This window comes from Microbulbifer harenosus (genome assembly GCF_005771435.1).
Taxonomy (GTDB): domain Bacteria; phylum Pseudomonadota; class Gammaproteobacteria; order Pseudomonadales; family Cellvibrionaceae; genus Microbulbifer; species Microbulbifer harenosus.
Genome location: NZ_VANI01000001.1, coordinates 24,940 through 48,067, shown reverse-complemented (window position 1 = coordinate 48,067; position 23,128 = coordinate 24,940). Strand labels below are relative to the sequence as shown.

At 57.2% G+C, this 23,128-nt stretch carries 22 protein-coding genes; 15 read left to right on the top strand and 7 right to left on the bottom strand.

Annotated features, from left to right (window positions below; translation table 11 throughout):
* Positions 1-30: 30 nt before the first annotated feature.
* The 6 genes from moeA to FDY93_RS00205 all read left to right on the top strand — a co-directional run bounded on the left by moeA (position 31) and on the right by FDY93_RS00205 (position 5,482).
* Complete coding sequence (gene moeA / locus FDY93_RS00230) at positions 31-1,284, top strand: molybdopterin molybdotransferase MoeA (RefSeq protein ID WP_138233735.1); 1,254 nt, start codon at positions 31-33, stop codon at positions 1,282-1,284.
* A 203-nt stretch (positions 1,285-1,487) separates the two neighbouring features.
* Entirely contained in the window at positions 1,488-1,781 is a 294-nt protein-coding gene (locus FDY93_RS00225; RefSeq protein WP_138233734.1) for an antibiotic biosynthesis monooxygenase family protein, read from the top strand.
* A 218-nt stretch (positions 1,782-1,999) separates the two neighbouring features.
* A complete protein-coding gene (trmH, locus tag FDY93_RS00220; RefSeq protein ID WP_138233733.1) occupies positions 2,000-2,686 on the top strand; it encodes a tRNA (guanosine(18)-2'-O)-methyltransferase TrmH in 687 nt (228 codons plus the stop codon).
* Positions 2,687-2,918: 232 nt separating this feature from the next.
* The gene (locus FDY93_RS00215) at positions 2,919-3,647 is read left to right on the top strand and encodes a dienelactone hydrolase family protein (RefSeq protein WP_138233732.1); all 729 of its coding nucleotides are present in this window, start codon (positions 2,919-2,921) and stop codon (positions 3,645-3,647) included.
* Between the two features lie 106 nt (positions 3,648-3,753).
* Complete coding sequence (locus FDY93_RS00210; protein ID WP_138233731.1) at positions 3,754-4,701, top strand: ABC transporter ATP-binding protein; 948 nt, start codon at positions 3,754-3,756, stop codon at positions 4,699-4,701.
* Positions 4,702-4,720: 19 nt separating this feature from the next.
* Positions 4,721-5,482 carry an ABC transporter permease gene (locus FDY93_RS00205; RefSeq protein WP_138233908.1) on the top strand — a complete coding sequence of 254 codons (762 nt, stop codon included), beginning with the start codon at positions 4,721-4,723 and terminating at the stop codon, positions 5,480-5,482.
* A gap of 174 nt (positions 5,483-5,656) precedes the next feature.
* Here FDY93_RS00205 and FDY93_RS00200 read toward each other — a convergent pair whose 3' ends face one another.
* Positions 5,657-6,301: a TetR/AcrR family transcriptional regulator gene (locus FDY93_RS00200; protein ID WP_138233730.1), complete on the bottom strand. Its 645-nt coding sequence runs from the start codon at positions 6,299-6,301 to the stop codon at positions 5,657-5,659.
* A 230-nt stretch (positions 6,302-6,531) separates the two neighbouring features.
* On the opposite strand from FDY93_RS00200, the gene FDY93_RS00195 reads away from it, so the two are divergent.
* On the top strand, positions 6,532-7,689 hold the full coding sequence (locus FDY93_RS00195) for an efflux RND transporter periplasmic adaptor subunit (protein WP_138233729.1): 1,158 nt from the start codon (positions 6,532-6,534) through the stop codon (positions 7,687-7,689).
* A 73-nt stretch (positions 7,690-7,762) separates the two neighbouring features.
* On the top strand, positions 7,763-10,804 hold the full coding sequence (locus FDY93_RS00190; protein WP_138233728.1) for an efflux RND transporter permease subunit: 3,042 nt from the start codon (positions 7,763-7,765) through the stop codon (positions 10,802-10,804).
* 107 nt (positions 10,805-10,911) lie between these two features.
* Here the strand turns inward: FDY93_RS00190 and FDY93_RS00185 are convergent, their stop codons facing one another.
* The 5 genes from FDY93_RS00185 to FDY93_RS00165 all read right to left on the bottom strand — a co-directional run bounded on the left by FDY93_RS00185 (position 10,912) and on the right by FDY93_RS00165 (position 16,565).
* A complete protein-coding gene (locus tag FDY93_RS00185) occupies positions 10,912-11,724 on the bottom strand; it encodes a glycerophosphodiester phosphodiesterase family protein (RefSeq protein WP_171018841.1) in 813 nt (270 codons plus the stop codon).
* Between the two features lie 11 nt (positions 11,725-11,735).
* On the bottom strand, positions 11,736-13,124 hold the full coding sequence (locus tag FDY93_RS00180; RefSeq protein ID WP_138233726.1) for a hypothetical protein: 1,389 nt from the start codon (positions 13,122-13,124) through the stop codon (positions 11,736-11,738).
* Between the two features lie 215 nt (positions 13,125-13,339).
* A complete protein-coding gene (locus FDY93_RS00175) occupies positions 13,340-14,464 on the bottom strand; it encodes an ABC transporter permease (RefSeq protein WP_138233725.1) in 1,125 nt (374 codons plus the stop codon).
* Complete coding sequence (locus FDY93_RS00170; protein ID WP_205828109.1) at positions 14,461-15,432, bottom strand: ABC transporter ATP-binding protein; 972 nt, start codon at positions 15,430-15,432, stop codon at positions 14,461-14,463. Before FDY93_RS00170 ends, FDY93_RS00175 begins: the two co-directional genes overlap by 4 nt.
* A gap of 2 nt (positions 15,433-15,434) precedes the next feature.
* A complete protein-coding gene (locus tag FDY93_RS00165) occupies positions 15,435-16,565 on the bottom strand; it encodes an HlyD family secretion protein (RefSeq protein ID WP_138233724.1) in 1,131 nt (376 codons plus the stop codon).
* Between the two features lie 481 nt (positions 16,566-17,046).
* Here FDY93_RS00165 and FDY93_RS00160 point away from each other — a divergent pair, with 481 nt between their 5' ends.
* From FDY93_RS00160 to FDY93_RS00130, 7 genes are all read left to right on the top strand, one after another.
* Positions 17,047-17,640: a response regulator transcription factor gene (locus FDY93_RS00160; protein WP_138233723.1), complete on the top strand. Its 594-nt coding sequence runs from the start codon at positions 17,047-17,049 to the stop codon at positions 17,638-17,640.
* Positions 17,641-17,642: 2 nt separating this feature from the next.
* On the top strand, positions 17,643-18,089 hold the full coding sequence (locus FDY93_RS00155) for a curli production assembly/transport protein CsgE (protein ID WP_240914329.1): 447 nt from the start codon (positions 17,643-17,645) through the stop codon (positions 18,087-18,089).
* On the top strand, positions 18,089-18,508 hold the full coding sequence (locus FDY93_RS00150) for a curli assembly protein CsgF (protein WP_240914330.1): 420 nt from the start codon (positions 18,089-18,091) through the stop codon (positions 18,506-18,508). The genes FDY93_RS00155 and FDY93_RS00150 overlap by 1 nt, the downstream gene beginning before the upstream one ends.
* 124 nt (positions 18,509-18,632) lie before the next feature.
* On the top strand, positions 18,633-19,496 hold the full coding sequence (locus FDY93_RS00145) for a CsgG/HfaB family protein (protein ID WP_138233722.1): 864 nt from the start codon (positions 18,633-18,635) through the stop codon (positions 19,494-19,496).
* 22 nt (positions 19,497-19,518) lie between these two features.
* The gene (locus tag FDY93_RS00140) at positions 19,519-20,073 is read left to right on the top strand and encodes a hypothetical protein (RefSeq protein ID WP_166217555.1); all 555 of its coding nucleotides are present in this window, start codon (positions 19,519-19,521) and stop codon (positions 20,071-20,073) included.
* A gap of 40 nt (positions 20,074-20,113) precedes the next feature.
* Positions 20,114-21,007: a hypothetical protein gene (locus FDY93_RS00135; protein ID WP_138233720.1), complete on the top strand. Its 894-nt coding sequence runs from the start codon at positions 20,114-20,116 to the stop codon at positions 21,005-21,007.
* A 520-nt stretch (positions 21,008-21,527) separates the two neighbouring features.
* A complete protein-coding gene (locus FDY93_RS00130) occupies positions 21,528-22,415 on the top strand; it encodes a hypothetical protein (protein WP_138233719.1) in 888 nt (295 codons plus the stop codon).
* A 204-nt stretch (positions 22,416-22,619) separates the two neighbouring features.
* On the opposite strand, the gene greA is transcribed toward FDY93_RS00130, so the two are convergent.
* Entirely contained in the window at positions 22,620-23,096 is a 477-nt protein-coding gene (gene greA / locus FDY93_RS00125) for a transcription elongation factor GreA (RefSeq protein ID WP_138233718.1), read from the bottom strand.
* Positions 23,097-23,128 lie beyond the last annotated feature (32 nt).

The window sequence follows — 23,128 nt, the reverse complement described above, 5'->3', positions numbered from 1 at the left end:
GCCAAGCAGACAATAAACAGGGCCATAGCGATGTCAGACGCCTGTGCAGAAAACGGCCTGCGCTCCGTAGAAGCCGCCAAACAAATGCTGATCGACAGCATCAATCCAATTACCGAAACGGAAATTATTCCGTTGAGCCAAGCCTGCGGCCGCGTACTGGCCGCACCGGTACTCTCCGCCCTCAACCTGCCCCCCTGCGACAATTCCGCCATGGACGGCTACGCCCTGTGTGGTGAATCTGAGCGCTACACCCTCATGGGCAAGAGCCTCGCCGGCCACCCGTTCGCCGGGACACTGGAACCGGGTCAGGCCACCCGCATCACCACCGGCGCCGCCGTACCCGCTGGCGCCGACCGTGTACAGATGCAGGAAAACTGCACATTAGAGGGCGATCAGCTCACCATGAGCCGCCCCGCCAAACCCGGCGAGAACATCCGCCGCCGCGGCGAGGACGTGCACACCGGCCAGAGCCTGATTCCCGTCGGCGCCAAAATAAAAGTCCCCCACATCGCCCTGCTCGCCGCCGCCGGCGTGGCCGAAGTCACGGTCCTGCGCAAACTCAAAGCCGCCCTGCTTTCCATCGGCGACGAACTGAAACCCCTCGGCACGCCCGCGTCAGAATTGGGCGACGGCGATATCTATGACAGCAACCGTATCGCTCTTTACGCTGCACTGGAACAACTCGATGTGGATATCCTCGATCTCGGCTGCTATCCCGACCAGCCTGAGGAAATTCGCGAGGCGTTCATTCATGCACGTAACAATGCGGATTTCGTAATTACCAGTGGCGGTGTTTCCGTGGGCGAAGCGGACTACACCAAGACGGTGTTGCAGGAACTCGGCGAAATCGATTTCTGGAAACTCGCCATCAAACCCGGCAAACCTTTTGCCTTTGGTCGCCTGCCAAAAACGAACGGAGAAACCCTCTTTTTCGGCCTGCCCGGAAACCCCGTATCCGCCATCGTCACCCTGTACCAACTGGTCGTACCAGCACTGGAAAAGCTCCGCGGCACCTCAGAACAATATCGCCAACCCCCCGTGCAATTGCGCGCGCGATTGCTGAATGGCATTCGCAAGAAGCCCGGTCGCACAGATTACCAACGCGGGTTTACCTATCGCGATGGCGATGGGATTCAGGTGGTGGAGACTCGCGGTATTCAGGGGAGTCACATTCTCTCCGGCTTTGCCTCCGCAAATTGTTTTGTGGTTTTACCTCGGGAGGGGGGGGACTGTGAAACCGGGGACTGGGTTACCGTTGAACCGTTTACAGCGCCTCTGAAATAGATTGGTGGTCCTTGGTAAGGGAACTCGGTGGCGGCAAAGCACTGGGGATGGGGTTTCAGGACCGCTGTGAACCCATCCCTGGGCGCTTCGGCGCAAACATCCTGTTTGCGACGCTCCTGAAACCCCATCCCCAGCACTTTGCCTTCGCATGACGTTTTGAGCTTTTATTTGACGAATTTGAATTTTAGTTTTTGGGGAACAGCGTGATTCTTGAAGTAGCGATTCTGGATATCAAGCCCGGTCAGAATAAAGAGTTTGAAACTGCCTTTCGAAAAGCCCAGTCGATAATTTCGGCTATGCCTGGCTACATAAACCATCAATTTCAAAAATCCCTAGAGAAAGAAAATCGCTACATTCTCTTGGTTAACTGGGAAAAACTCTCAGACCACACAGAAGGCTTCCGAAAGTCACCCCAATATCAGGACTGGAAAGCCCTTCTCCATCACTTCTACGACCCGTTCCCCGAAGTGGAACACTACGCACTCGTCGAACTGTAAAGTCCCAGATGCGAAGGCGGAGTGCCGGGTGTGGGGTTTCAGGATCGTCGCAAACAGGATGTTTGCGACGAAGCTCCCAGGGATGGGTTCACAGCGGTCCTGAAACCCCGCACCCGGCAATCCGCCGCCACACACCACCCAAGCAGGCACCACAAAACCCGCTCCAACTCACAATGCTATAATCCGCGGCCAGTTCTGAATCCGAAGAAAGAAGTACCATGAGCCGCAGCCGCTACGAGAAATTCAAGCAGGTGCTCCGCCTGCGCCAGCACGACATGACCCTGCTCACCGACCAGGTCCACAAAGGCCAGAACATCTCCGCCATGCTGCGTACCGCCGACGCCGTCGGCATTCCTGAAATCCACATGGTCCAGCCCTCCTACGGCACCCGAATCTATCGCAACACCGCCGGCGGCAGCGGTAAATTCACTGGCAACAGCGTCTATCCCGATATCCAGAGCGGCATGGCCGAACTCAAAAGCCGCGGCATGCACCTGTACGCCGCCCACTGGTCCGACCGCGCCATCGACTTCCGCGAACCCGACTACACCCAACCCTTCGCCCTCATCATGGGTGCCGAAAAAGACGGCCTCAGCGACTACGCCGCCGAACACGCCGACGACCACGTCACCATCCCCATTATCGGCATGGTCGAAAGCTACAACGTCAGCGTCGCCGCCGCGATCATCCTGCAGGAAGCCATGCATCAGCGCATGAAAGCCGGCATGTACGACAACAAAACCCTCGACGAAGAAGACCCCGCGGTCAAAGACATTTTGTTCCGTTGGATGCACCCGAAAATGGTGAAGTATTGCGAGAAGTACGATTTGCCATTTCCGGACTTGGATGAAGATGGCGATATTATTCCGCCGGCAGATCCGAAGTACCGCCAACCCAACCAGTAAGTAACTCCGAATTTCGATGCGAAGGCAAAGCGCTGGGTATAGGTTTTCAGGAGCGTCGCAAACAGGATGTTTGCGCCGCAGCGCCCATGGATGGGTTCACCGCGGTCCTGAAAACCTATACCCAGTGCTTTGCCGCCACCGGACTTTCCAACCATTTCTTGCGTTGCGTTGCCCAACCTACGGGGCTAACCTCTCGGCTAACTTATTCAAACGGACATTTCAGGGAATAAAAATGCACACCGAAGAAATCGAATACACCGTAGACGGCGAATCCTTTACCGGCTACCTGGCCTACGACGACAGCATCGAAGGCAAGCGCCCAGCCATTCTCCTCGTGCACGAATGGTGGGGCATGAATGATTTCACCCGCGAAGAAACCGAACGCCTCGCCGCCGAAGGCTTCACCGCCTTCGCCCTCGACATGTACGGCACCAACGTCGGCGCCGACAACCCCAGCGACGCCGCCGCCCTCATGAACAAAACCCTCGAAACCGAAGGCGCCCCGCTCAAACGCTTCCAAGCCGCCCTCGACCTCATCAACGCCCACGAAACCGTTGAAGCTGGCCAGGTAGCCGCCCAGGGTTACTGCTTCGGCGGCGCCGTCGCCCTCACCATGGCCCGCCTCGGCCTGCCGCTTAAAGGCGTGGTCAGCTTCCATGGTGCCCTGCAAACCGACGTGAAAATCAAAAAAGGCGACGTCAAAGCTCAAATCCAGGTCTACACCGGCGGCGACGACGACATGATCCCCGCAGACGACGTCGCCAATTTCGTTGTGGAAATGCAGAACGCCGGCGTGCGGTTTGACGTCATCAGCTACCCCGGAGCCAAACACGGCTTCACCAACCCCGCCGCCACCGCCCGCGGAGAAAAGTTCGGTGTTCCACTGAGATACAACGAAGCCGCCGCCAATGACGCCTACGAAGGTGCTGTCGCCTTCTACGACAAAATTTTCGGGCACTGATCTTCGCTATCCCTCCTTTTACCGACGGAAGGTGGCAGCGCCCATACCGTTCGGGGCACAATACCGGCCGCAATAAGCGCCGCCAGTTATTCCAAGGGGGGGAAGCGTGCAAGCGATCATTTCAGTAAAGGGCGTCGGTAAAACCTATGCCGGTGGTTTTACCGCGCTCAAGTCCGTCGATCTCGACATTCAGCGCGGGGAAATTTTTGCCCTGCTCGGGCCCAATGGCGCCGGCAAGACCACCCTTATCAGTATCATCTGCGGTATCGTCAATCCATCCATCGGCAGGATCACCGCGGATGGCCACGATATTCAGCGCGACTTCCGCGCCGCACGCAGCAAAATCGGGCTGGTGCCGCAGGAGCTGTCCACCGACTCCTTCGAGAGTGTATGGGCCACAGTCAATTTCAGCCGCGGCCTGTTCGGCAAGGCACCGAATCCTGAATACATCGAAAAGATCCTGCGCCAGCTTTCTCTCTGGGACAAAAAAGACAGCAAGATCATGGCGCTCTCAGGCGGCATGAAACGCCGCGTGATGATCGCCAAAGCGCTATCCCACGAGCCCTCCATCCTGTTTCTCGATGAGCCCACCGCGGGCGTGGACGTGGAGCTGCGCCGGGACATGTGGGAAATGGTGCGCGGCCTGCGGAAAAGCGGCGTAACCGTGATTCTCACCACCCACTACATTGAGGAAGCCGAGGAAATGGCAGACCGCATTGGTGTGATCAACCACGGGGAGCTGGTCCTGGTGGAAGACAAGCACACGCTAATGCGCAAGCTGGGCAAAAAGCAGCTGGCAATTCAGCTGCAAAACCCGGTGTCGACACTGCCGGAATCCCTGCACGCGTTCACACTGGAAGTCGCTGACGAGGGCAACCAGCTGATATACACCTTCGACACCCAGCGCGAACACACCGGCATCGCCGAGCTGCTGCGGGCGTTGAACCAACAGGGTATTGAGTTCAAGGACCTGCACTCCAGCGAGAGTTCGCTGGAGGAGATTTTCGTGAATCTGGTGCACCAGAACCAGAATGAACGTCAGCTGGTCGGGTGAAAGAGAGGAAGTTATGAGTATGAACGTTTACGGCATCCGCGCCATCTACAAGTTTGAAATGGCCCGCACCGGGCGCACCCTGATGCAGAGTATCGCCTGGCCGGTAATTTCCACCTGTCTGTATTTCATCGTATTCGGCACCGCCATCGGCGGTCGCCTCGGCGAGATCGAAGGGGTGAGCTACGGGGCCTTCATCATTCCCGGTCTGATCATGCTATCGCTGCTGTCGGAAAGTATTTCCAATGCCTCGTTCGGTATTTTCTTCCCGAAATTTTCCGGCACGATATATGAGGTGCTTTCAGCACCGGTGTCGGCGTTTGAAGTCGTTGCCGGCTATGTGGGTGCCGCGGCAACCAAGTCCGTCATCATTGGTATTCTGATCCTGATTACCGCGCGCTTTTTCGTCGACTACGACATCGCTCATCCATTCTGGATGTTTGGCTTTCTGATTCTGACCGCGGTCACCTTCAGCATGTTCGGGTTCATCATTGGGGTGTGGGCGGACGACTTCCAAAAACTGCAGATAATCCCGTTGATGGTGATCACGCCACTCACCTTTCTCGGCGGCGCCTTCTATTCCATCAATATGCTGCCGGAATTCTGGCAGAAGGTGACGCTGTTCAACCCGGTGGTGTACCTGATCAGCGGGTTCCGCTGGGCGTTTTACGGTATCGCCGATGTAAATGTCGGCGTTAGCCTGGCAATGACGCTACTGTTCCTGTTTGCCTGTATGACGGCGGTGTGGTGGATTTTCCGCACCGGTTACAAGATCCGGACTTGAGTTAATTTCACCAGACCTTCCGCGAGAGGGCCCGAAGGCGCCGCGAATACATGGCGCGGCCGGGCCACCTCGCGGAAGGGCCCCCATGGATAGGTTGCTGAGCTGGGGTTAGCTCGTATCTCGCAAGGCTGCCACCGGTAGCGTCACCGCTACCAGAGCCTTTCAATCACAAATTCACGCCCCGTAGGCGCGCATAAATACCCGCACTACTTCCTCTACGTGCGCAGCAATTTCTTTCGGCGACGGCGGCGTGCTGCAGCCCAGTATGATCTGGATATGTGTGCAGCCGCCCAACAGCATGCCGAAAAACACCTCCGATGCCCGCTCAGGGTTCGGGACCCGCAACTGATTCAAATCACACGCCCGCTTCAGGAGCCGGACCATCTCGGTGCGCGTGCGCATGGGGCCCGCCTCGTAAAATAGATTGGCCATGGTCCGGTCCTGAGCGCCCACGGCACTGATAAGGCGGACCAGATTCAGTGAGTCCTCCTGGTAAATCATGTTCAAAAACGCTTCGCCGATTTTCTGCAGAATATCTGCCACCGGCATGCCTGGCTCCAAATTGAACATGATCACCGGCATCTGGCTGACACACTTGGCCTCAATGGCGGCAGTAAACAGCGTTTCCTTATCGGAAAAGTGGTTGTACACCGTGAGCTTGGAGACGCCCGCCTCACTGGCCACGGCATCCATGCTGGTGCCGGTAAACCCGTGGGTCAGAAACAGATGCTTCGCCGCATCCAGGATCGCCTGCCGCTTGGCGAGATCTTTAGGGCGGCCGCGGCTGGCGGCCATCATCAGGGATAGGTCTTCATTCATGGGTCGTCATCGTCACTCTAACGCGCCCTTCCATCGTCCTGAAACTGGGCGTTGAAACACGCGCTCGCTGGCCAACTAATTAGTAGACTCACGAGTTTAATATACTTACTATACTCACCAGTATAGCAATGGGTGCCGGGTCGGCGGGTGGACAACTGTACCAGTTTCCGCCCGGCGCCCCACCCCCAAACCCAATCTGCACACTGTGAACCACAAGGATAGAGGCATTCATGTACCGTTTCCGTCCCCTCCGTTTCGCCACTACGAAGCGCGCCTTGCAGCTGACCACCGGCCTGATTGCGACGCTGGCGCTGAGCGCCTGTTCTCCGCCGGATACCAGCGAGGCCAAGCCGCCACGCCCCGCCATTGTGGTGCACCCGGTAGCCACCGGCGCGCAATTAGCAGTCTACCCGGGCGAAGTGCGCGCGCGGCACGAGCCGACACTGGCATTCCGGGTAGGCGGCGCAGTGACCCGCCGGCTGGTGGAAGCGGGAGACCGGGTAAAACAGGGTCAGCCGCTGGCGGAGCTCGATGCCGAAGACCTGCTGCTACAGAGGGATGCGGCGCGCGCGCAACTGGAGGCGGCGGAAACAGAAAACCGCAATGCTGGCAATGAGCTGACGCGCTACCGCGAACTGCTGGCACGCAAGCTGATTGGCGAGTCCCAGTTCGATGCGGTCAAAACCCGTCACGACAGCAGTATCGCGCAGCTGGAACGCGCCCGCGCCCAGTGGAAAGTGGCGAGTAATCAGGCGGAGTACGCGGTATTGAAGGCACCCCGCGACGGCGTGATTGCCCGCCGCATGATCGACGCCGGCCAGGTGGTAAGCGCCGGGCAGACGGCGTTTGTGCTCGCCGCTGACGGTGAACGGGAAGTACGCATCGACCTGCCAGAACAGGAAGTGGGTCGTTTTGCCGTGGGGCAACCGGTGAGCATCGAACTCTGGTCCAAATCTGGCGAGCCATTTAGCGGTCAGGTGCGTGAGATATCTCCGGCAGCGGAAGCGGGCCTGCGTACCTTTGAAGCACGGGTCGCGTTCGACAATGCAGAGGCCAATGCACAGCCCGGGCAGAGCGCGCGCGTGTTTGCCCCCAGCAAAGCCAGCGATGGCCCGCAGTCCCTGCAGTTACCCATGGCCGCCATTACGGCCGACGGCGACCGCGCTCACGTGTGGAAGCTCGACCCGGAGCATTTCACCCTGCATAAGACCAATGTCAGGGTGATCCGTTTCGGCGAGGAAACCGCCGAAGTCATTTCTGACCTGACTCCGCGAGACTGGATTGTTGCCGCCGGAACCCAGCTCGTTACCGAAGGACAGCGGGTGCGCCCGGTGGATCGCCATAACCGCGCGATTGAACAAGACACCAGCGTGGCACGGGGCTTTTAAGCAGCACCGGCACGCAGTCATTTATTCCTGAAGAACTCCTCCGCACCACCGCACACCGTCAGGACACTTCACCATGCGATTCAATCTCTCCGAGTGGGCACTGAATAATCGTCCACTGGTGCTCTACGCCATGCTCATGCTCGGCCTGATGGGCGCCCTCTCTTACACGCAATTGGGGCAGAGCGAAGACCCGCCGTTTACCTTCAAGGTGATGGTGGTGAACACCCTCTGGCCCGGCGCCAGCGCCGAAGAAGTCTCGCGCCAGATTACCGAGCGCATCGAAAAGAAACTGATGGAGACCGGCGAATACGACCGTATTACCTCGTTTTCCCGCCCCGGCCAGTCACAGGTCATGTTTGTGGCCCGCGACAGTATGCGCTCCGCGGAAATTCCCGATCTCTGGTATCAGGTGCGGAAGAAAGTCGGCGACATCCGCCACACTCTGCCGCCGGATATCCAGGGACCGTTTTTTAACGACGAGTTCGGCACCACATTCGGCAACATCTATGCGCTCACAGGTTCGGGGTTTGACTATGCACTGCTGAAAGACTATGCCGACCGCCTGCAACTGGCGCTGCAGCGGGTGGACGATGTGGGCAAGGTGGAACTGCTCGGCCTGCAGGACGAAAGAATCTGGGTGGAAATTTCCAATACCAAGCTCGCGTCCCTCGGTATTCCCCTGGCCGCCGTGCAGTCCGCACTGCAGGCCCAGAACCAGATGGCGGAAGCGGGTTTTGTGGAGGCGGTTTCCGATCGCGTCCGCATCCGCGTCAGCGGCCAGTTCCAAAGCGTGGAGGAGATCCGCCAGTTTCCGATTCATGCCAACGGTCACACCATTGCACTGGGTGACTTTGCCCGCGTCGAGCGCGGCTTCAGCGATCCACCACAACCGCGCGTGCGCTTTATGGGTGAGGATGCCATCGGCATCGCCGTGTCGATGAAAGCCGGCGGCGACATTCTGCAGCTGGGTGAACGCCTGGACGCGGCGGTTGGTGAACTGCAGCAGGACCTGCCGCTCGGTCTCGAGTTGCGCAAAGTGTCCGACCAGCCGGCGGCGGTAAAAAGCGGCGTGGGGGAATTCGTCAAGGTGCTCGTGGAAGCGCTGATCATCGTGATGCTGGTGAGCTTTTTCTCCCTGGGCTTCCGCACGGGGTTAGTGGTGGCACTGTCGATTCCGCTGGTGCTGGCAATGACCTTTGCGCTGATGAATTACTACGACATCGGCCTGCACAAGATCTCCCTCGGCGCGCTGGTACTGGCGCTCGGCCTGATGGTGGACGATGCCATCATTGCGGTGGAGATGATGGCAATCAAGATGGAGCAGGGATTCTCCCGGCTGAAAGCCGCGGGTTTCGCCTGGACCAGCACCGCATTCCCCATGTTGACCGGCACTCTGATTACGGCGGCGGGGTTCCTGCCCATTGCCACCGCGCAGTCTGGCACCGGCGAATATACCCGTTCGATTTTTCAGGTGGTCACCCTGTCGCTGCTGGCATCCTGGGTCGCCGCGGTGATTTTTGTTCCCTATCTCGGCAATCGTCTATTGCCGGAGCGCGGTGCGCATGCCAACCATACGGACCCCTACCAGAAACCATTTTACCTGCGGTTCCGCCGGGTCTTGCAGTGGTGCCTGCGCTACCGAAAAACCGTGCTGCTGCTGACCGCACTGGTATTTGTCGGTGCGATTATGCTGTTCCGCTTTGTACCGCAGCAGTTTTTCCCCTCGTCCGCGCGCCTGGAGCTCATGGTAGATCTCAAGCTGAATGAGGGCGCCTCTCTGCGCGCCACGGAAGAGGAAGCCGGGCGGCTGGAAACGCTACTGGCTGAGCACCCACAGGTGGAAAACTATGTGGCCTATATAGGCACCGGTTCACCGCGCTTTTACCTGCCCCTCGACCAGCAGCTGCCGGCGGCGAGCTTCGCCCAGTTTGTGGTGCTGACCCGCAACATCGAGGATAGGGAGGCGGTGCGCCTGTGGCTCATCTCCACGCTGGCCGAGCAATTCCCCAGTGTGCGCTCGCGGGTATCGCGGCTGGAAAATGGCCCGCCCGTAGGTTACCCGGTGCAGTTCCGCGTTTCCGGAGAACATATTCCGGAAGTGCGCCGAATCGCCCGCGAAGTAGCAGACATCGTGCGAGGCAACCGCGACGTAGCCAACGTGCACCTGGACTGGGAGGAGCCCAGCAAGGTGGTGAACCTCGAAGTGGACCAGGCGCGCGCGCGGGAAATGGGCGTGAGCAGCGCGGCGTTGTCGCAGGCACTGCAAGGATCGCTTTCCGGTGCCGCGGTGGGTCAGTACCGCGAAGACAACGAGCTGATTGCAGTGGCGGTGCGCGGTGAGGAGCGCGAGCGCCAGGCACTGGCGCAGCTGGGCAATCTCGCCGTGCAGACCGAGGGCGGCGAATCCCTGCCGCTAAACCAGGTGGCAACGCTCGACTATGCCTTTGAGGAGGGTGTTATCTGGCACCGCGACCGTTTGCCTACGGTGACCGTACGCGCGGATATTTACGGCAAGCAACAGCCGGCAACGGTAGTGGCGGAGATCTGGCCGCAGCTGCAGAGCCTGCGCGATGCCCTGCCTCCCGGCTACCTGTTGGAAATCGGCGGCAGCGTGGAAGAGTCCGCGCGCGGGCAGAAATCCGTCAACGCCGGCATGCCGCTGTTTCTGCTGGTGGTGTTCACACTGCTGATGTTGCAGCTGCGCAGTTTTTCCCTGTCCACCATGGTGTTTCTCACCGCGCCGCTGGGGATCATTGGTGTTACGCTGTTCCTGTTGCTGTTCAACCAGCCGTTCGGGTTTGTGGCAATGCTCGGCACCATTGCGCTGGCTGGCATGATCATGCGCAACTCGGTGATCCTGGTGGATCAGATCGAGCAGGATAAACAACAGGGGCTCTCCCCCTGGGACGCCATCGTGGAATCCACGGTGCGCCGCTTCCGGCCCATTGTACTGACCGCACTCACAGCCGTGCTGGCGATGATTCCGCTTTCGCGCAGTGACTTTTTCGGGCCCATGGCGGTAGCGATTATGGGTGGGTTGATCGTAGCTACGGCGCTGACGCTGTTGTTTTTGCCGGCGCTGTATGCAGCTTGGTTCAGGATCAAAGAGCAGTAAGCACGTTCGAGTATCGCGGCCCCGCTAGCTGGTTCTGTGGCAGTACCGCTAGCGGGTCGGAGTTTTCAGTTCAACGGCCACAGTACAAAGAACTTTCGCTTTAGTCGTTATTCTTCCAGTAATTCGAGCAGCCTGTCCGGCCGGTTGGTAACGATGCCATCGAGACCGAGTGCGATATAGTGTTGCATCTGCTCGCGCTCATCCACGGTCCATACGGAGAGGTGCAGGCCGTGTTTGCGCGCCGCTCTTACAAAGCGCCGTGAATACACATTCAAGCCGAAATAGTGCATAGGCAGTTGCATGGCCCGGTAGCCGCACCGCAACCTGTCTGATACACCCAGCCACTGCGCCACATAGAACCGCAGCGCCTCCGGCATGGTTACACCGGTGTATATCTGTGGGCACAGGCGGCGGAATTCGCGGATAACGGCGCGGTGGTAAGAAGAGACGATGATCCGCTCGCCACAGCCGGCCTTTTCGATGGCGCGGCGTAGCGATTCTGCCGCAACCGGTGAATCGTTTTTCAATTCGATGATCAGCGGAGTGTCGGGGATCTGTTCGAATACCTCGTCAATAGTGGCAATTCGCAACGGCTTGTCCCGATAGGGGAAGTACTCGCCGTCGCGGCTCCAGTTGTACGCGGCATTAACTTCGCGCAACTGCGCCAGAGAATGCTCGATCACCGCGCCGCAGCCATTCGTGGTCCGCTCAAGTGTGGCGTCGTGCATCAGGATCAAGTGGCCGTCTGCGGTGAGATTGAGATCCATCTCCAGCGCGTCCACGCCCAGCTCGACCATCCTGTGCAAATACAGCAGAGTATTGCCGGGAAACAACCCGCAGCCGGATTCGTCGCCATGGGCGATTACCATCGGGCGTTTTTGCCCGGTTCTCCACAGAGACACTCCGGAACCATTGCTCATTGCGGATTCGATTACGACGCACTCCCGGCTTCGGTATCGCTGCGTCGCGCCACCTGCTCCCGCCAGCGCAGAAAGCTCGCCTCCAGCCATAGCGGGAGGAAAATCACGATGTCATACAACCGCACCAGCAGGTCGCCGCTTTGCCTGATGCCACTGCCAACAAGGCGCAGACCGACGGCGAGGGTGCGCAGAGAAAATGCGCCCAGGATACCGATCATGGTGCGGCTGGAAGCGATAAAACTCTCCAGTGGAATGGCGGCAAAGATCAGTGCGAACGGCAGAACCACCCCCAGCCCCATCCGCGCGGCGATAGTGCCCCAGTGGACCTCACCGGCACTCTGGGGGAAAACCCCGCCAGTGGTGAACATGGATTCTGACATCAACGCGAGCCCCGCTTCCACGGCAACCAGAATAAACAGCAGTGCGCACGCGCCCCATAGCATGCGCAAACGCACCTTGTCATGGAGGGCCGCGATCACCGGGAACAGACGGGTAATTCGCAGACACTCCATCACCAACATGCCCACTGCGACCTCCAGCAGGAGGATCACCAGCGCGGAAATATCCGCGATTCTGAAGCCGCCGATCTCGGCGGAACCGCCCACAATTTCCGTCATGGGACGCGCAATCAGGTAAAAGTTGATCAGCGCACCGCCCAGCACAATGGCAAGTACAAACGCGGAAATGAAAAACTGGCTGAGGGAAGAGGACGACAGCATGCGCTGGGCGCGGTCACTGCTCTGCAGGATTTCCTCGTAGCGATCCATATGACGGTCGACCACTGTTGTCCGCTGCTGCACCGTGGTAACCGTTTTGTTGACCTTGCCCAGACTTTGAAGAATTGCGCGCCAGGCGGGCATCATGCGCTTCAGCAACTGGTGTCGCTCGCGCGCGGACTCCCGGTACGCTTCCAGTGCCTTGGCTTCCGCCTTGCGCATGGAACCGTGAATGGTCTCCAGCACATCTCCCAGAACCGGATCCTGCTTGGAAGGGATTTCTGCCACTGCCTTGATGGCATTGACCCAGTTGGAGGGTTCCGGGGGCACCTCGGCACTGCGCACATAGTCTTCGTCGACGGCTGTCAGTTGCTCGCACAGTTTGCGGTGCAGGGTTGGATACTGCGCCAACTCCTTCTTCATTGCGCCCTCGATACGATCGAACTCCCGCTCGATATGCCGCTCTGCGGCCTCGCGGCCGGCGGCCATCAACACTTCCCGGTTGCGCAATTGCAACCGGGCCTCTGCGGCGGCCACCGCATTGGCAGCAAGGCGAAGAGACTGGTAGAAAAACCGCGCCAGGGCGTAAATCCCCTGATGCATAGGTTTACGCGCCAAAAACAGCGCTACCAGCGCGATAACAAACCACAACCACGGTGGCAAACTCTGGAAAATCTCGGTCATGGTACAGCGCCCTCCCCTGCTGGTACCCAGCACAGTCCTAATGTGTACAGACCAGACATCAGTCTTGAAATAGAGCGGATGGCGGAAATTGCCACCTGCAGAAATGAAATGGTCGAGGCATGGTATCAAACACTAAGGCGGAGTTTCATTTATAGGGTCACAGCCCCGGTGCAAAACGCCTTGCACGGACCAAACTCCCCAAAACCATGCGGACGTCAATCGAGCCGCTTGCGGAAACGCCGTACGGCCAGGGTCATCATCAGGATGATAAATACAACCAGTGCCAGCAGATCCGGCCACAGTTCGAACACCCCGGCGCCCCGCAGCATCACACCGCGGATCAGGCGCAGGAAATGGGTGAGCGGCAATATCTCCGCCAGCCACTGCGCCGCTTTTGGCATGCCGTCAAAGGGAAACATAAAGCCGGACAGAAGTATGGAAGGCAGAAACACAAACAACGTCATCTGCATGGCCTGGAACTGGGACTGGGCGCGCGTGGAGATCAGCAGCCCCATAGTCAAGTTCGCCAGAATCAGCAATAGCGAAGCAATATAGACATCCAGCAAACTGCCGCGAATGGGTACGCCAAACAGCCAGGTGCCAAGCAGCAGGATCAGGCTGGTCTGGATCAGTCCGACCAGGCCGTATGGGAGTACCTTACCGAGCATCAACTCAATGCTGCTCACCGGGGTGGCAATCAGCAACTCCATATTGCCCCGTTCGCGCTCACGCACAATGGCCACCGCGGTGAACATTACCATGGTCATGGTGAGGATGATCCCAATCAGCCCCGGGACGATATTGATCGCCGACACCCGCTGCGGGTTGTAGAAGCTGACGATGCTCACCGGGCCTCGCGGCAGCGGCACCGAGGATTGGCGATTGGGCAGGCTGATGTTGTTCTCCGGCGGCGGCTCACCCACGGGAACCTGCGCCAGCTGCGCCGCAGCGCTCTGCACCACCGTATCGCTACCATCCACCAGAATCTGGATCGCCTCCTGCCCGAGCGCCAGTCGGCGCTCGTAGTCGTAAGGAATGACAATGCCCACACTGATTTCGCCGCGGCGCAGCATGGTCATCACCTGCTGCGGCGTCTGCGCATCCGCCACCGGCTCGATCACCTCTGTGGCGAGCATGTCCATCACCTGCCGGCGCGAGGCGCTGGTTTCCGCCTGATCGGCTATGGCCGCAGGCAAATGACGCAGGTTCAGGTTGATGGCGTAGCCGAACAATACCAGTTGCATCATGGGGATCCCGATGATCATCGCCAGGGTCATGCGGTCCCGACGCATCTGCCGGAACTCCTTTTGCAATACCGCGAACAGGCGACGACCGTTCACGAGTTTTCCTCACGGGGCGACGCACGCTGTTCCGGCGTCGGATCAGAGTCGCGGTGCGTCACCGCAACGAACACGTCCTCCAGGCTCGGCTCCACCGGTGCAATCTCCGCCTGGATACCCTCGGCGCGCAGCGCGCCCCGTAGCTCTTCGGCGCTCACTGGATCTTCCGTCGTCAACAGTCGCAAGCTGTTGCCGATTTGTGCCGCACTGATCACACCAGGCTGACTCAGAAGTACATTGCGCGCGCTGCGCTGGCGCCCGGTTTCCACCAGCAGGGTTCGCCCGTCGAGTTTTCCGGTCAGTTCCGCGGGGCTGCCGTCCGCCACCAGCCGGCCGCGGTTCAGAATCGCAAGCCGATGGCAGCGCTCTGCTTCGTCCATGTAGTGTGTCGAAACCAAAATCGTGGTACCGGCATCGGCCAGCTCAAACAGTTTTTCCCAGAAATCCCGGCGGGATTCCGGGTCCACCGCACTGGTAGGTTCATCCAGAAACAACAGCTCCGGTTTGTGGATCACCGCGCCGGCCAGGGCCAGGCGCTGCTTCTGTCCGCCACTCATGGTCCCGGCCAACTGATCCGCCCGGCCCTCAAACTGAAATTCCGCCAGTAACTCTTCGATACGCGCCCGCGCGTTCCTGACCGGCATATTCTGTACTGCCGAGAGAAACTCCAGGTTCTCGCGCACCGAGAGGTCCGTAAACAGGGAAAACTGCTGGGTCATATAGCCGATGCGCTGGCGCAGGACTTCCGCCTGCGCGGGAATTTGCAGGCCGAGGACCTCAATATCTCCGGATGTGGGGGTAAGCAGACCGCACAGCATGCGAATGCTGGTCGATTTACCAGACCCATTGGGGCCGAGAAAACCGTAAATCTGCCGCGCCGGAACCGTGAGATCCACATCATCCACCGCTTTGAGACTGCCGAAATGCTTGCTGAGTCCGCGCGCGCGAATGGCGATGTCACCTTCCATTTCTATTTGCCACCGTCAAAGGATGCCTCGTGGTCGGAAGCTCGCCGTTGCTCTGTCGGCGCACTCAGCGTGGAAGGATCTACCGTGTCCTCCGCGCCGTCGCCACCCGCTGCTTCATCGCCGGGTTCTATCTGCCCGCCCAATGGCGGGGGCGCGGGTGGCGCACTATCGACATCTGTCGATAAAAATGCCGCGCGCAACGGCAACCCTGCGGGCAACGGCGCGGCGTCCTCGCGCAATTGAATTTCGGCGATATAACTGAGCCGCGCCACGTCGTCCCCGGTCAGCGCATAGTAGGGCGTAAAGCTCGGATCATTGCGCACCATGCGCACACGCCCGACAAATGTACCCAGGCTATCGCCGCCGACACCCGTCAGCGTAACGCGGGCGACACTGCCCACATGGAGCTTGTGGCGGATAGGCTGCGGAACATAGACACGCGCATAGGGGGTGTTGCCAGTCAACATCACCACGAGCGATGCGCCAACCGGTGACTCGTCGCCGAGTTTGAAAGGGATACTGTCGACAATTCCGCCGCGTGGAGCGCGCAACGTCAGCTTTTCCAGCAGAACGCGTAGCGCTTGCGCCTCACCCTGCGCCTGGAGCAACGCGGCTTTACCTTGTTCTATATCTTCCGGGCGATTGCCGCGCTCCAGTTCAAGCAATTGCTCGCGCGCCGCGCGCACCTGAGCGCGGGCACTGTCTGCGGCCGCGAGCGCGGCGTCTATCTCGGATCTGGATACATAGTTTTTATCTCCAAGCGCACTCAGGCGACGGTAATCCGCCACCTTGTCTACGGCGTCCGCCTCCGCTGCCGCAAGCGCTGCGCGCGCACGTTCGATCTCTTCCTGGCGCGGTCCCACCTCAAGCTCCGCCAGTGCCGCCGCCTGACGAGCCACCGCCGCCTCGGCCGCATGCAGCCGCGCGCGCGTCTGCGCCGGATCCAGCTGCAGCAATATCTGCCCCTGCACCACGCGCTGCCCTTCCACCACATGGATCGCCACAATTTTTTCCGCCACAGGTGCAGGCAGAGCAATCCGATCCCACTCCAGAGTTCCCAACGCGACATCCTCTGTCTGGCTGCAACCAGAGAGTGAACTCAACGACAGCACCAGCCAGAGCGCGAACGCCATTCTTCGCGCTTCGATAAAATGCCGGCGAATAGGAGTCTTAGGTGGCTCTTTCGTCAAAAAATCACCATCGCCTTCAGCATGCAAAGAGGTTAACGATTATTGCGTCATTCATAAAAAATGTTCCTCAGAGGGGCTCAAATAAGGAACTAATTCCTTAAAACTATAAAAACCCCGAACTCAAAAAAAATCACTCTTAAAAAAGTAATTTTTAATTGGAAATATTATGGAACGACTGTCACAACATTTTTCAGTAACTAAGACAAAGCCGACTACACTCCATACAAACTTCTCAAGGCATGAGATTTTCCACTTAAACGGACTGGCGTCACTTCCTCTACACGGGCGGCCGTTAACGCCCTTAAAAGAAGTTAGAAGAGGAATTTACCGTGCGACGACCTGAATGCGACAGATTCGCGACATACAGGTTTCGCAGTGGCGTATCTCTGCCTTGCGGCAATAAGGGCTAATTTTGGGGTTTTCTATGCCGATTCTCTTTCTGAGCGATTCCGGCCTCCATGGGGATCTTCTGTATTCGCTTGTTTCAGAAGCAATCCCGCAAAATTGGGAAAAATCAGAATTCGGGAAACAGAAATTATGTCTCATTAATTACGACGCCATCGTCGTGGATTGCTTCAGCTTCTCATCAAAATCCGGACCCAGTGCGGAGTTCACTTACCTAAAAACCGTGAAACACCCCCGTGTGTTACTGGTCAACTACCCGCCAGATCTTCCTGCATCCATTCTCTACCCGTTGCAGGACCGGAAATTCAATTTCCTGTGCGACTGTCGCGCAAGCCAAAGGGAACTGGTCAGCAAGCTGACTCTCGCGATTCAGAATTCGAGGCCTGTCAGCGAAGTGGACTGCCGGTCCAGAATACTGCTGACAAAGCGGGAACAGGAAATTCTGTCGCAGCTCACGACCGGAGAGCCGAATAGCATCATTGCTTCAAAACTGCACCTTAGTGAACACACCGTCAAAAACCACATGTACAACATTTTTCGAAAAATCGGTGTGAAAAACCGCCTCCAGGCCAGCAACTGGGCAAAACTGCATCTGCAGGCGGAGAGGATTTAAGCGTGATTCCGCGGTATGTCATTTCCATTTTCCTGGCACTGCCACTTGCGACACTCGCGCAGGTGGACAACGGCGCTCTGGAGGAAAGCCCGCGCGCCAGCCCCGACAGCGGCGGTATTGAAGATGAAATCAGCGGCTTTAACGTTGACCAGACAATCACCCGCACCGGTCATGATTTCGCGCGTTTCATGAGCGAGTACCGCAACCTTCATTATCCCGACAGTACGTACAACCTGACCATTCTGGAGCGCCCTTCCGCGCGCTGGGGCAATCTGATCTGGATAACCTATAACAACAAAACGGTTTTTCGCCGTTTTATCAGCCCCAGTACCAATAACATACGGGCGGTGGCAGAAGAGGCATCGCAAATGATTCACGAAATGGTGCAACAGGAGAAAATCCGCGAAGCACTTACCGACCACTTTGACATCGGCAGGGATGAAATCTAATGAAAACAGGAAAGATGGCAGGAGTATCATTTATTCCATGCTTGGTATTTTTCGGTGCAAACGCTTTCGCGACTCAGTTGATTTATGAACCGGTCAATCCGAATTTTGGCGGGAACCCTCTCAACGGCACGTTTCTTCTGCAAAACGCACAGTCCCAGGACGACAATCAGGATCCCACCGACATTGACAACCTGTACAAGCAGCCGAGTGCACTGGACCGCTTTACCGATTCACTGGAAACACGCCTCTTGAACCAACTTTTGACAGATGTTGGCGACGGCAATAGTGGTGAACTCGTCACCGACGACTTTATCGTACAGATCGTCGATAACGACGGTGTGCTCACGGTGCTGATTACCGACCGTACCACCGGAGACAAAAGTGAGATCGTGGTGAGCGGTCTCAACCCGACAAACTGAAAGCTCTGCCAGCTAACGCACGACGTCATCCACAGGAAGCATAAAAATTTCTCTTCCTGATACGCCATAACATCTGGATTTCCTGAAATCCTGAATAATCGCGAAAAATTCTGGAGAAAGCGTGATGTATATAAGATGTCCGAAAATCGCTATTGCCCTCGCCTGTATCACGGCACTCAGCGGCTGTGGCGCGATCAAGGGAACCGGCGACGCACTTTTTGGCCCCGGTCGTGATGATGCGAAATTGACACCTCGCAACAATACCTTTCGCGACCTGCTGAATCTGCCCCAGCCAAAGGGAAAAATTCTCGCCGCCGTGTATAACTTCAGAGATCAGACCGGTCAGTATCGCCCGTCTCCAGCCAGTAGCTTTTCAACGGCTGTTACTCAAGGCGCAGCGTCGATGCTGATGAATGTACTGAATGAATCCGGCTGGTTTATCCCCTTGGAACGGGAGGGGCTCCAGAACCTGCTCACTGAGCGCAAGATTATTCGGGCAGCACTGGCAAAGCCGGACGCACCGGAAAACAACAGCATTCTGCCGTCACTGATAGCCGCCAATATTCTTCTCGAAGGTGGCATTGTCGCCTACGACACCAATCTAATGACCGGTGGCGCCGGCGCACGCTATTTTGGTATCGGCGCCGATGAACAGTATCGGGTCGACCAGATTACGGTGAATCTCCGCGCCGTTGACATACGCTCCGGCCGGGTTCTGCACTCGGTACTGACATCAAAAACCGTCTACTCCAAAGCCATCAGCATGGACGTGTTTCGCTACGTGAAATACAAACGCCTGCTGGAAATCGAAGCGGGCACCACGACCAATGAACCTGCACAGCTGGCTCTACTTTCTGCGATGGAGTCTGCCGTCATCCACTTGATTGGTCAGGGTATCGTCAACAACTCCTGGGCACTGCAGAATCCCGATGATATCAGCAGCCCGGTACTTCAGTATTACCTGAATGAAAGTGCAACCATCCTGTAAGCCATCCAAACCAGAGCAGTCTATGAAACGCCTCAATCCTGTTCCGATGCTACTGCGAATTTTCAGCCTGGTCCCGCTTCCACTCATGGCGTCCGTGCCTCATGTGTCCGCGCAGGAGATCGCCGGAATCCAGGATCTCGCAGCCTACAATGAACTCGACCTGGATGGCGGCAGCTCCACCGCAAATCTGGCGATCATCAATCAGTCGGGACTCTCGAATCACGTCTCCGCAACACAGTCCGGCACCATCAATTTTCTGTCTGTACAGCAGACTGGTTACAGGAATGTGCTGTTGACGACTCAGGTGGGTGAAGTAAACAGTTTGATTGCGGCGCAAACCGGTGAGAACAATGCGGCGGCACTGATTCAGGCGGGCTACGAAAACCTGATACTGCTCGAGCAGACAGGATTCGCGCATCAGGCGGGAATCACCCAATTCGGGGTGCAGAATTTTGTCAATGTTCAACAGGTTGGCCTGGCGCATCAGGTCACGGTCAATCAACGGGGCAACGGGCTCAGCACAAGCATTACCCAGGTTGGGGTATCCATGAAAACCACGGTAAACCAGCGCGACTGATAGATTTCACACAGCGCCTTCAGGGAAGTCAGGGATTAACATGCCACACAAGTATTCTCCGGTATCTGCCAGCCTGTTACTGCTATTCGGCAGCCTCGCCTCAGCCGAGGATAATACGGTTTATCAACACCAGATCGGTATTGAAAACATTGTCGCTTCAGACCAGGCAGCCGCCGTGACTTCGGACAACACGGTGAATCAGGAACAGGACGGTATCCACAACAGTGCCGAGGCCGCGCAGGCGGAAGTATCCCGCAGCAGTATCCGCCAGATTCAAGACGGCGTCGCCAATCAGGCGCACTCGCAACAACAATACGGTGAGTCCAACGACGTCACGATTTTACAGGCGGGTGCATTGAATTCCTCCCGTTCCCTGCAGTCTGTAACCCGTAACAGTTCGCTCACTACACGGCAGGGAGGTTTTGCCAACCGTGCCGAGATCGATCAGATGAACGGGAATTTCAACCAGGTCCAGGTAACCCAGATTGGCACTTCGAACCAAAGTGACATCACCCAGGTCATCAGTTTTCACAATCGGGGATTTATAGATCAACGGGGAACCGAACAGCAGGCGAATCTGAAGCAGACAGGGTACGGGCATTTCTCTGCGACGGTTCAGGATGGCATGTTCAATGATTCCGAGATCAGCCAGTCAGGCGCTTTCCAGGAAATAGAGCTTCTGCAGAGTGGGTTTTCCAATGACGCCGAACTCTCGCAGGGTGACAACTACAACGGCATCAGCATCACCCAGAGTGGCTCTTTCAATCACGCGAATGTCCGCCAGAGTGGTACATTCGGATTGGGAGGCAATCACCAATCCATCGTCAGTCAGGTCGGAGGTCTCAACAGCGTCGGAATTTCCCAGGCGGGGGTTTCTTCGACCGCCATCGTAAATCAACTCGGGAGCGGCAACTCGGTTTCGTTGTCCCAATAACCCCACCGACAGTCCATCCAGGCCCTCTGCGCGGCCAAACATTTGTTTGCGCCGCCTTCGCATTTATTGCGCCCCCTCTTTCACACCAAACCGCATGCGCCTGTTCTGTGCCCACGCGCGTCCACACGACCAAATGTGGCTTTATACGCCAAAAACCGCAGATTCGGTTATCAAACGACGTTTTCCAGAATAAACGCTGATTAAAAATTGTACTTTTTTCCTACGCTTTCATTACTTCCCTCCTATAGCGACCCCCTGTCTCACCAGCAACACTCAATAACAAGATCACTTTTCGATCAAATTGATCGCAAAACAACCTCAAACAAGGGTTTGCGCCACACTAAAACCAGGGCGCTGCGGTCAGGTTGAAAGAAGCGATTTTGCGATGGCGGCTAAGGCGACGGCACGACCAAGCCCCCTTTGTACCGCCACCCGACCGAATATGGTGCGACAACCGTGCCATTTTTAATCAGCACCCCCGGGGCTGGTTTTACCAACGTCCGAAGTAAAGGAGCAACTCATGAAGACGTTTTCCCCCATCGCTGCAGCTATCGCTCTGGTCGCCAGTGCCAGCGCTTTTGCAGACAACAACACCGCTGTTCAAACCCAGGTTGGTGTATTGAACGTTGCAACATCTACCCAACTGGAGTTGATCGGTGGTTATAACGAGGTCTATCAGACCCAATTTGGTGTGCTGAACCTTTCAACCGCACTGCAACTCGGTGTTATCAGTGCGTTTAACGACATCAACCATCTGCAAGTGGGCGCGCTGAACAACGCTTTCTCGCTGCAGGATGGTTTTATTACCATCGATAGTAATGCCAGCATCACTCAGGTCGGCGTGCTGAACCAGGCCTACACCTTCCAAAGCAACTCCTTCTTCAACGATGCCGACATCGATCAGGTAGGTGTTCTGAACGTGGGTGTTATCACTCAGAACGGTTCCGCGTTCAACGATGCCTACATCAATCAACTGGGTTGGTTGAACTTCGCGAATATCGATCAGTCTGGCGGCCTGGGTAACACCGCCGTTGCCAATCAGACCGGTATTCTCAACATCGCCGATCACGATCAGCCCGGAAATGGCAACACTTCCGTATCCAACCAGCTCGGAATCCTGAACATTGCCGACACCTATCAGTCCGGCGACGACAACGATTCCTACATCACCCAGACTGGCATTCTGAACCTGGCCGAACATGACCAGTTCGGAGATGACAACTTCGCCAGCAGCTGGCAGCTTGGCGTGCTCAACGCCTCCTATATCAGCCAGTTTGGCGATGACAACCTGGCGTTTACCACTCAGGTAGGCGCACTTAACCTGCACATCACCTCTCAGTTTGGTGACAACAACCTGGGTGTAGCCACTCAGGTGGGTGTAGCCAACTTCGGTGTGATCATCCAGTAATCCATTCCATGTGAATGGTAACGGGCGGCCCTTGTGGCCGCCCTCGCATTTATAGCCGGCAAATCCCCACAAGGGGCTCGCCGGTGAAATCCGGACTTCTGCGAGGGAAGGCTTCTCAGAGGAAAAGGAGGGAGTGTAGTGGTCAGCGGTATTTGATCACTACACTTTTACAGACAGGGCAGGCCCGGCAATACACTGGGCGTTTTACAGATGCTCCACCGCATCAATTTCATATTCCACCGAGCCCGATGGTGTATTTACCACCACGGTATCCCCCTCTTCCTTGCCGATCAGCGCTCGGGCTATCGGGGAATTTACGGAAATTTTCTTGTTCTTCACGTCCGCTTCATCGTCACCCACAATTTTATAGGTCACTTCAGAGTCATCTTCCGTGCGAATGATGGTAACCGTAGTGCCGAAAATGACTTTGCCGGACGGTTCGATGGCCTTCACATCGATCACATGCGCCATTGACAGCTTCGCTTCGATCTCCTGAATACGGCCTTCAATAAAGCCCTGCTTTTCTCGGGCGGCGTGGTACTCGGCGTTTTCTTTCAGATCGCCGTGCTCACGGGCTTCGGCAATCGCCTGCACAACCGCCGGGCGTTGTACTTTTTTCAGGTCATCCAGTTCGGTGCGCAGGGCTTCTGCGCCTTCTACGGTCATCGGTACTCGGTTCAACGGAAGCTCCAAACAATCTCTCAGTTATTCAT

What these genes read in the sequence shown, in the direction of transcription:
- FDY93_RS00130 (WP_138233719.1), top strand. Translation starts at nt 21,528, where the DNA reads ATGAAGACGTTTTCCCCCATCGCTGCAGCTATCGCTCTGGTCGCCAGT.
- FDY93_RS00160 (WP_138233723.1), top strand. Translation starts at nt 17,047, where the DNA reads ATGCCGATTCTCTTTCTGAGCGATTCCGGCCTCCATGGGGATCTTCTG.
- FDY93_RS00135 (WP_138233720.1), top strand. Translation starts at nt 20,114, where the DNA reads ATGCCACACAAGTATTCTCCGGTATCTGCCAGCCTGTTACTGCTATTC.
- FDY93_RS00180 (WP_138233726.1), bottom strand. Translation starts at nt 13,124, where the DNA reads ATGACCGAGATTTTCCAGAGTTTGCCACCGTGGTTGTGGTTTGTTATC.
- FDY93_RS00195 (WP_138233729.1), top strand. Translation starts at nt 6,532, where the DNA reads ATGTACCGTTTCCGTCCCCTCCGTTTCGCCACTACGAAGCGCGCCTTG.
- FDY93_RS00165 (WP_138233724.1), bottom strand. Translation starts at nt 16,565, where the DNA reads ATGGCGTTCGCGCTCTGGCTGGTGCTGTCGTTGAGTTCACTCTCTGGT.
- FDY93_RS00185 (WP_171018841.1), bottom strand. Translation starts at nt 11,724, where the DNA reads ATGAGCAATGGTTCCGGAGTGTCTCTGTGGAGAACCGGGCAAAAACGC.
- trmH (WP_138233733.1), top strand. Translation starts at nt 2,000, where the DNA reads ATGAGCCGCAGCCGCTACGAGAAATTCAAGCAGGTGCTCCGCCTGCGC.
- FDY93_RS00140 (WP_166217555.1), top strand. Translation starts at nt 19,519, where the DNA reads ATGAAACGCCTCAATCCTGTTCCGATGCTACTGCGAATTTTCAGCCTG.
- FDY93_RS00190 (WP_138233728.1), top strand. Translation starts at nt 7,763, where the DNA reads ATGCGATTCAATCTCTCCGAGTGGGCACTGAATAATCGTCCACTGGTG.
- FDY93_RS00215 (WP_138233732.1), top strand. Translation starts at nt 2,919, where the DNA reads ATGCACACCGAAGAAATCGAATACACCGTAGACGGCGAATCCTTTACC.
- FDY93_RS00150 (WP_240914330.1), top strand. Translation starts at nt 18,089, where the DNA reads ATGAAAACAGGAAAGATGGCAGGAGTATCATTTATTCCATGCTTGGTA.
- FDY93_RS00145 (WP_138233722.1), top strand. Translation starts at nt 18,633, where the DNA reads ATGTATATAAGATGTCCGAAAATCGCTATTGCCCTCGCCTGTATCACG.
- FDY93_RS00205 (WP_138233908.1), top strand. Translation starts at nt 4,721, where the DNA reads ATGAACGTTTACGGCATCCGCGCCATCTACAAGTTTGAAATGGCCCGC.
- FDY93_RS00170 (WP_205828109.1), bottom strand. Translation starts at nt 15,432, where the DNA reads ATGGAAGGTGACATCGCCATTCGCGCGCGCGGACTCAGCAAGCATTTC.
- FDY93_RS00200 (WP_138233730.1), bottom strand. Translation starts at nt 6,301, where the DNA reads ATGAATGAAGACCTATCCCTGATGATGGCCGCCAGCCGCGGCCGCCCT.
- moeA (WP_138233735.1), top strand. Translation starts at nt 31, where the DNA reads ATGTCAGACGCCTGTGCAGAAAACGGCCTGCGCTCCGTAGAAGCCGCC.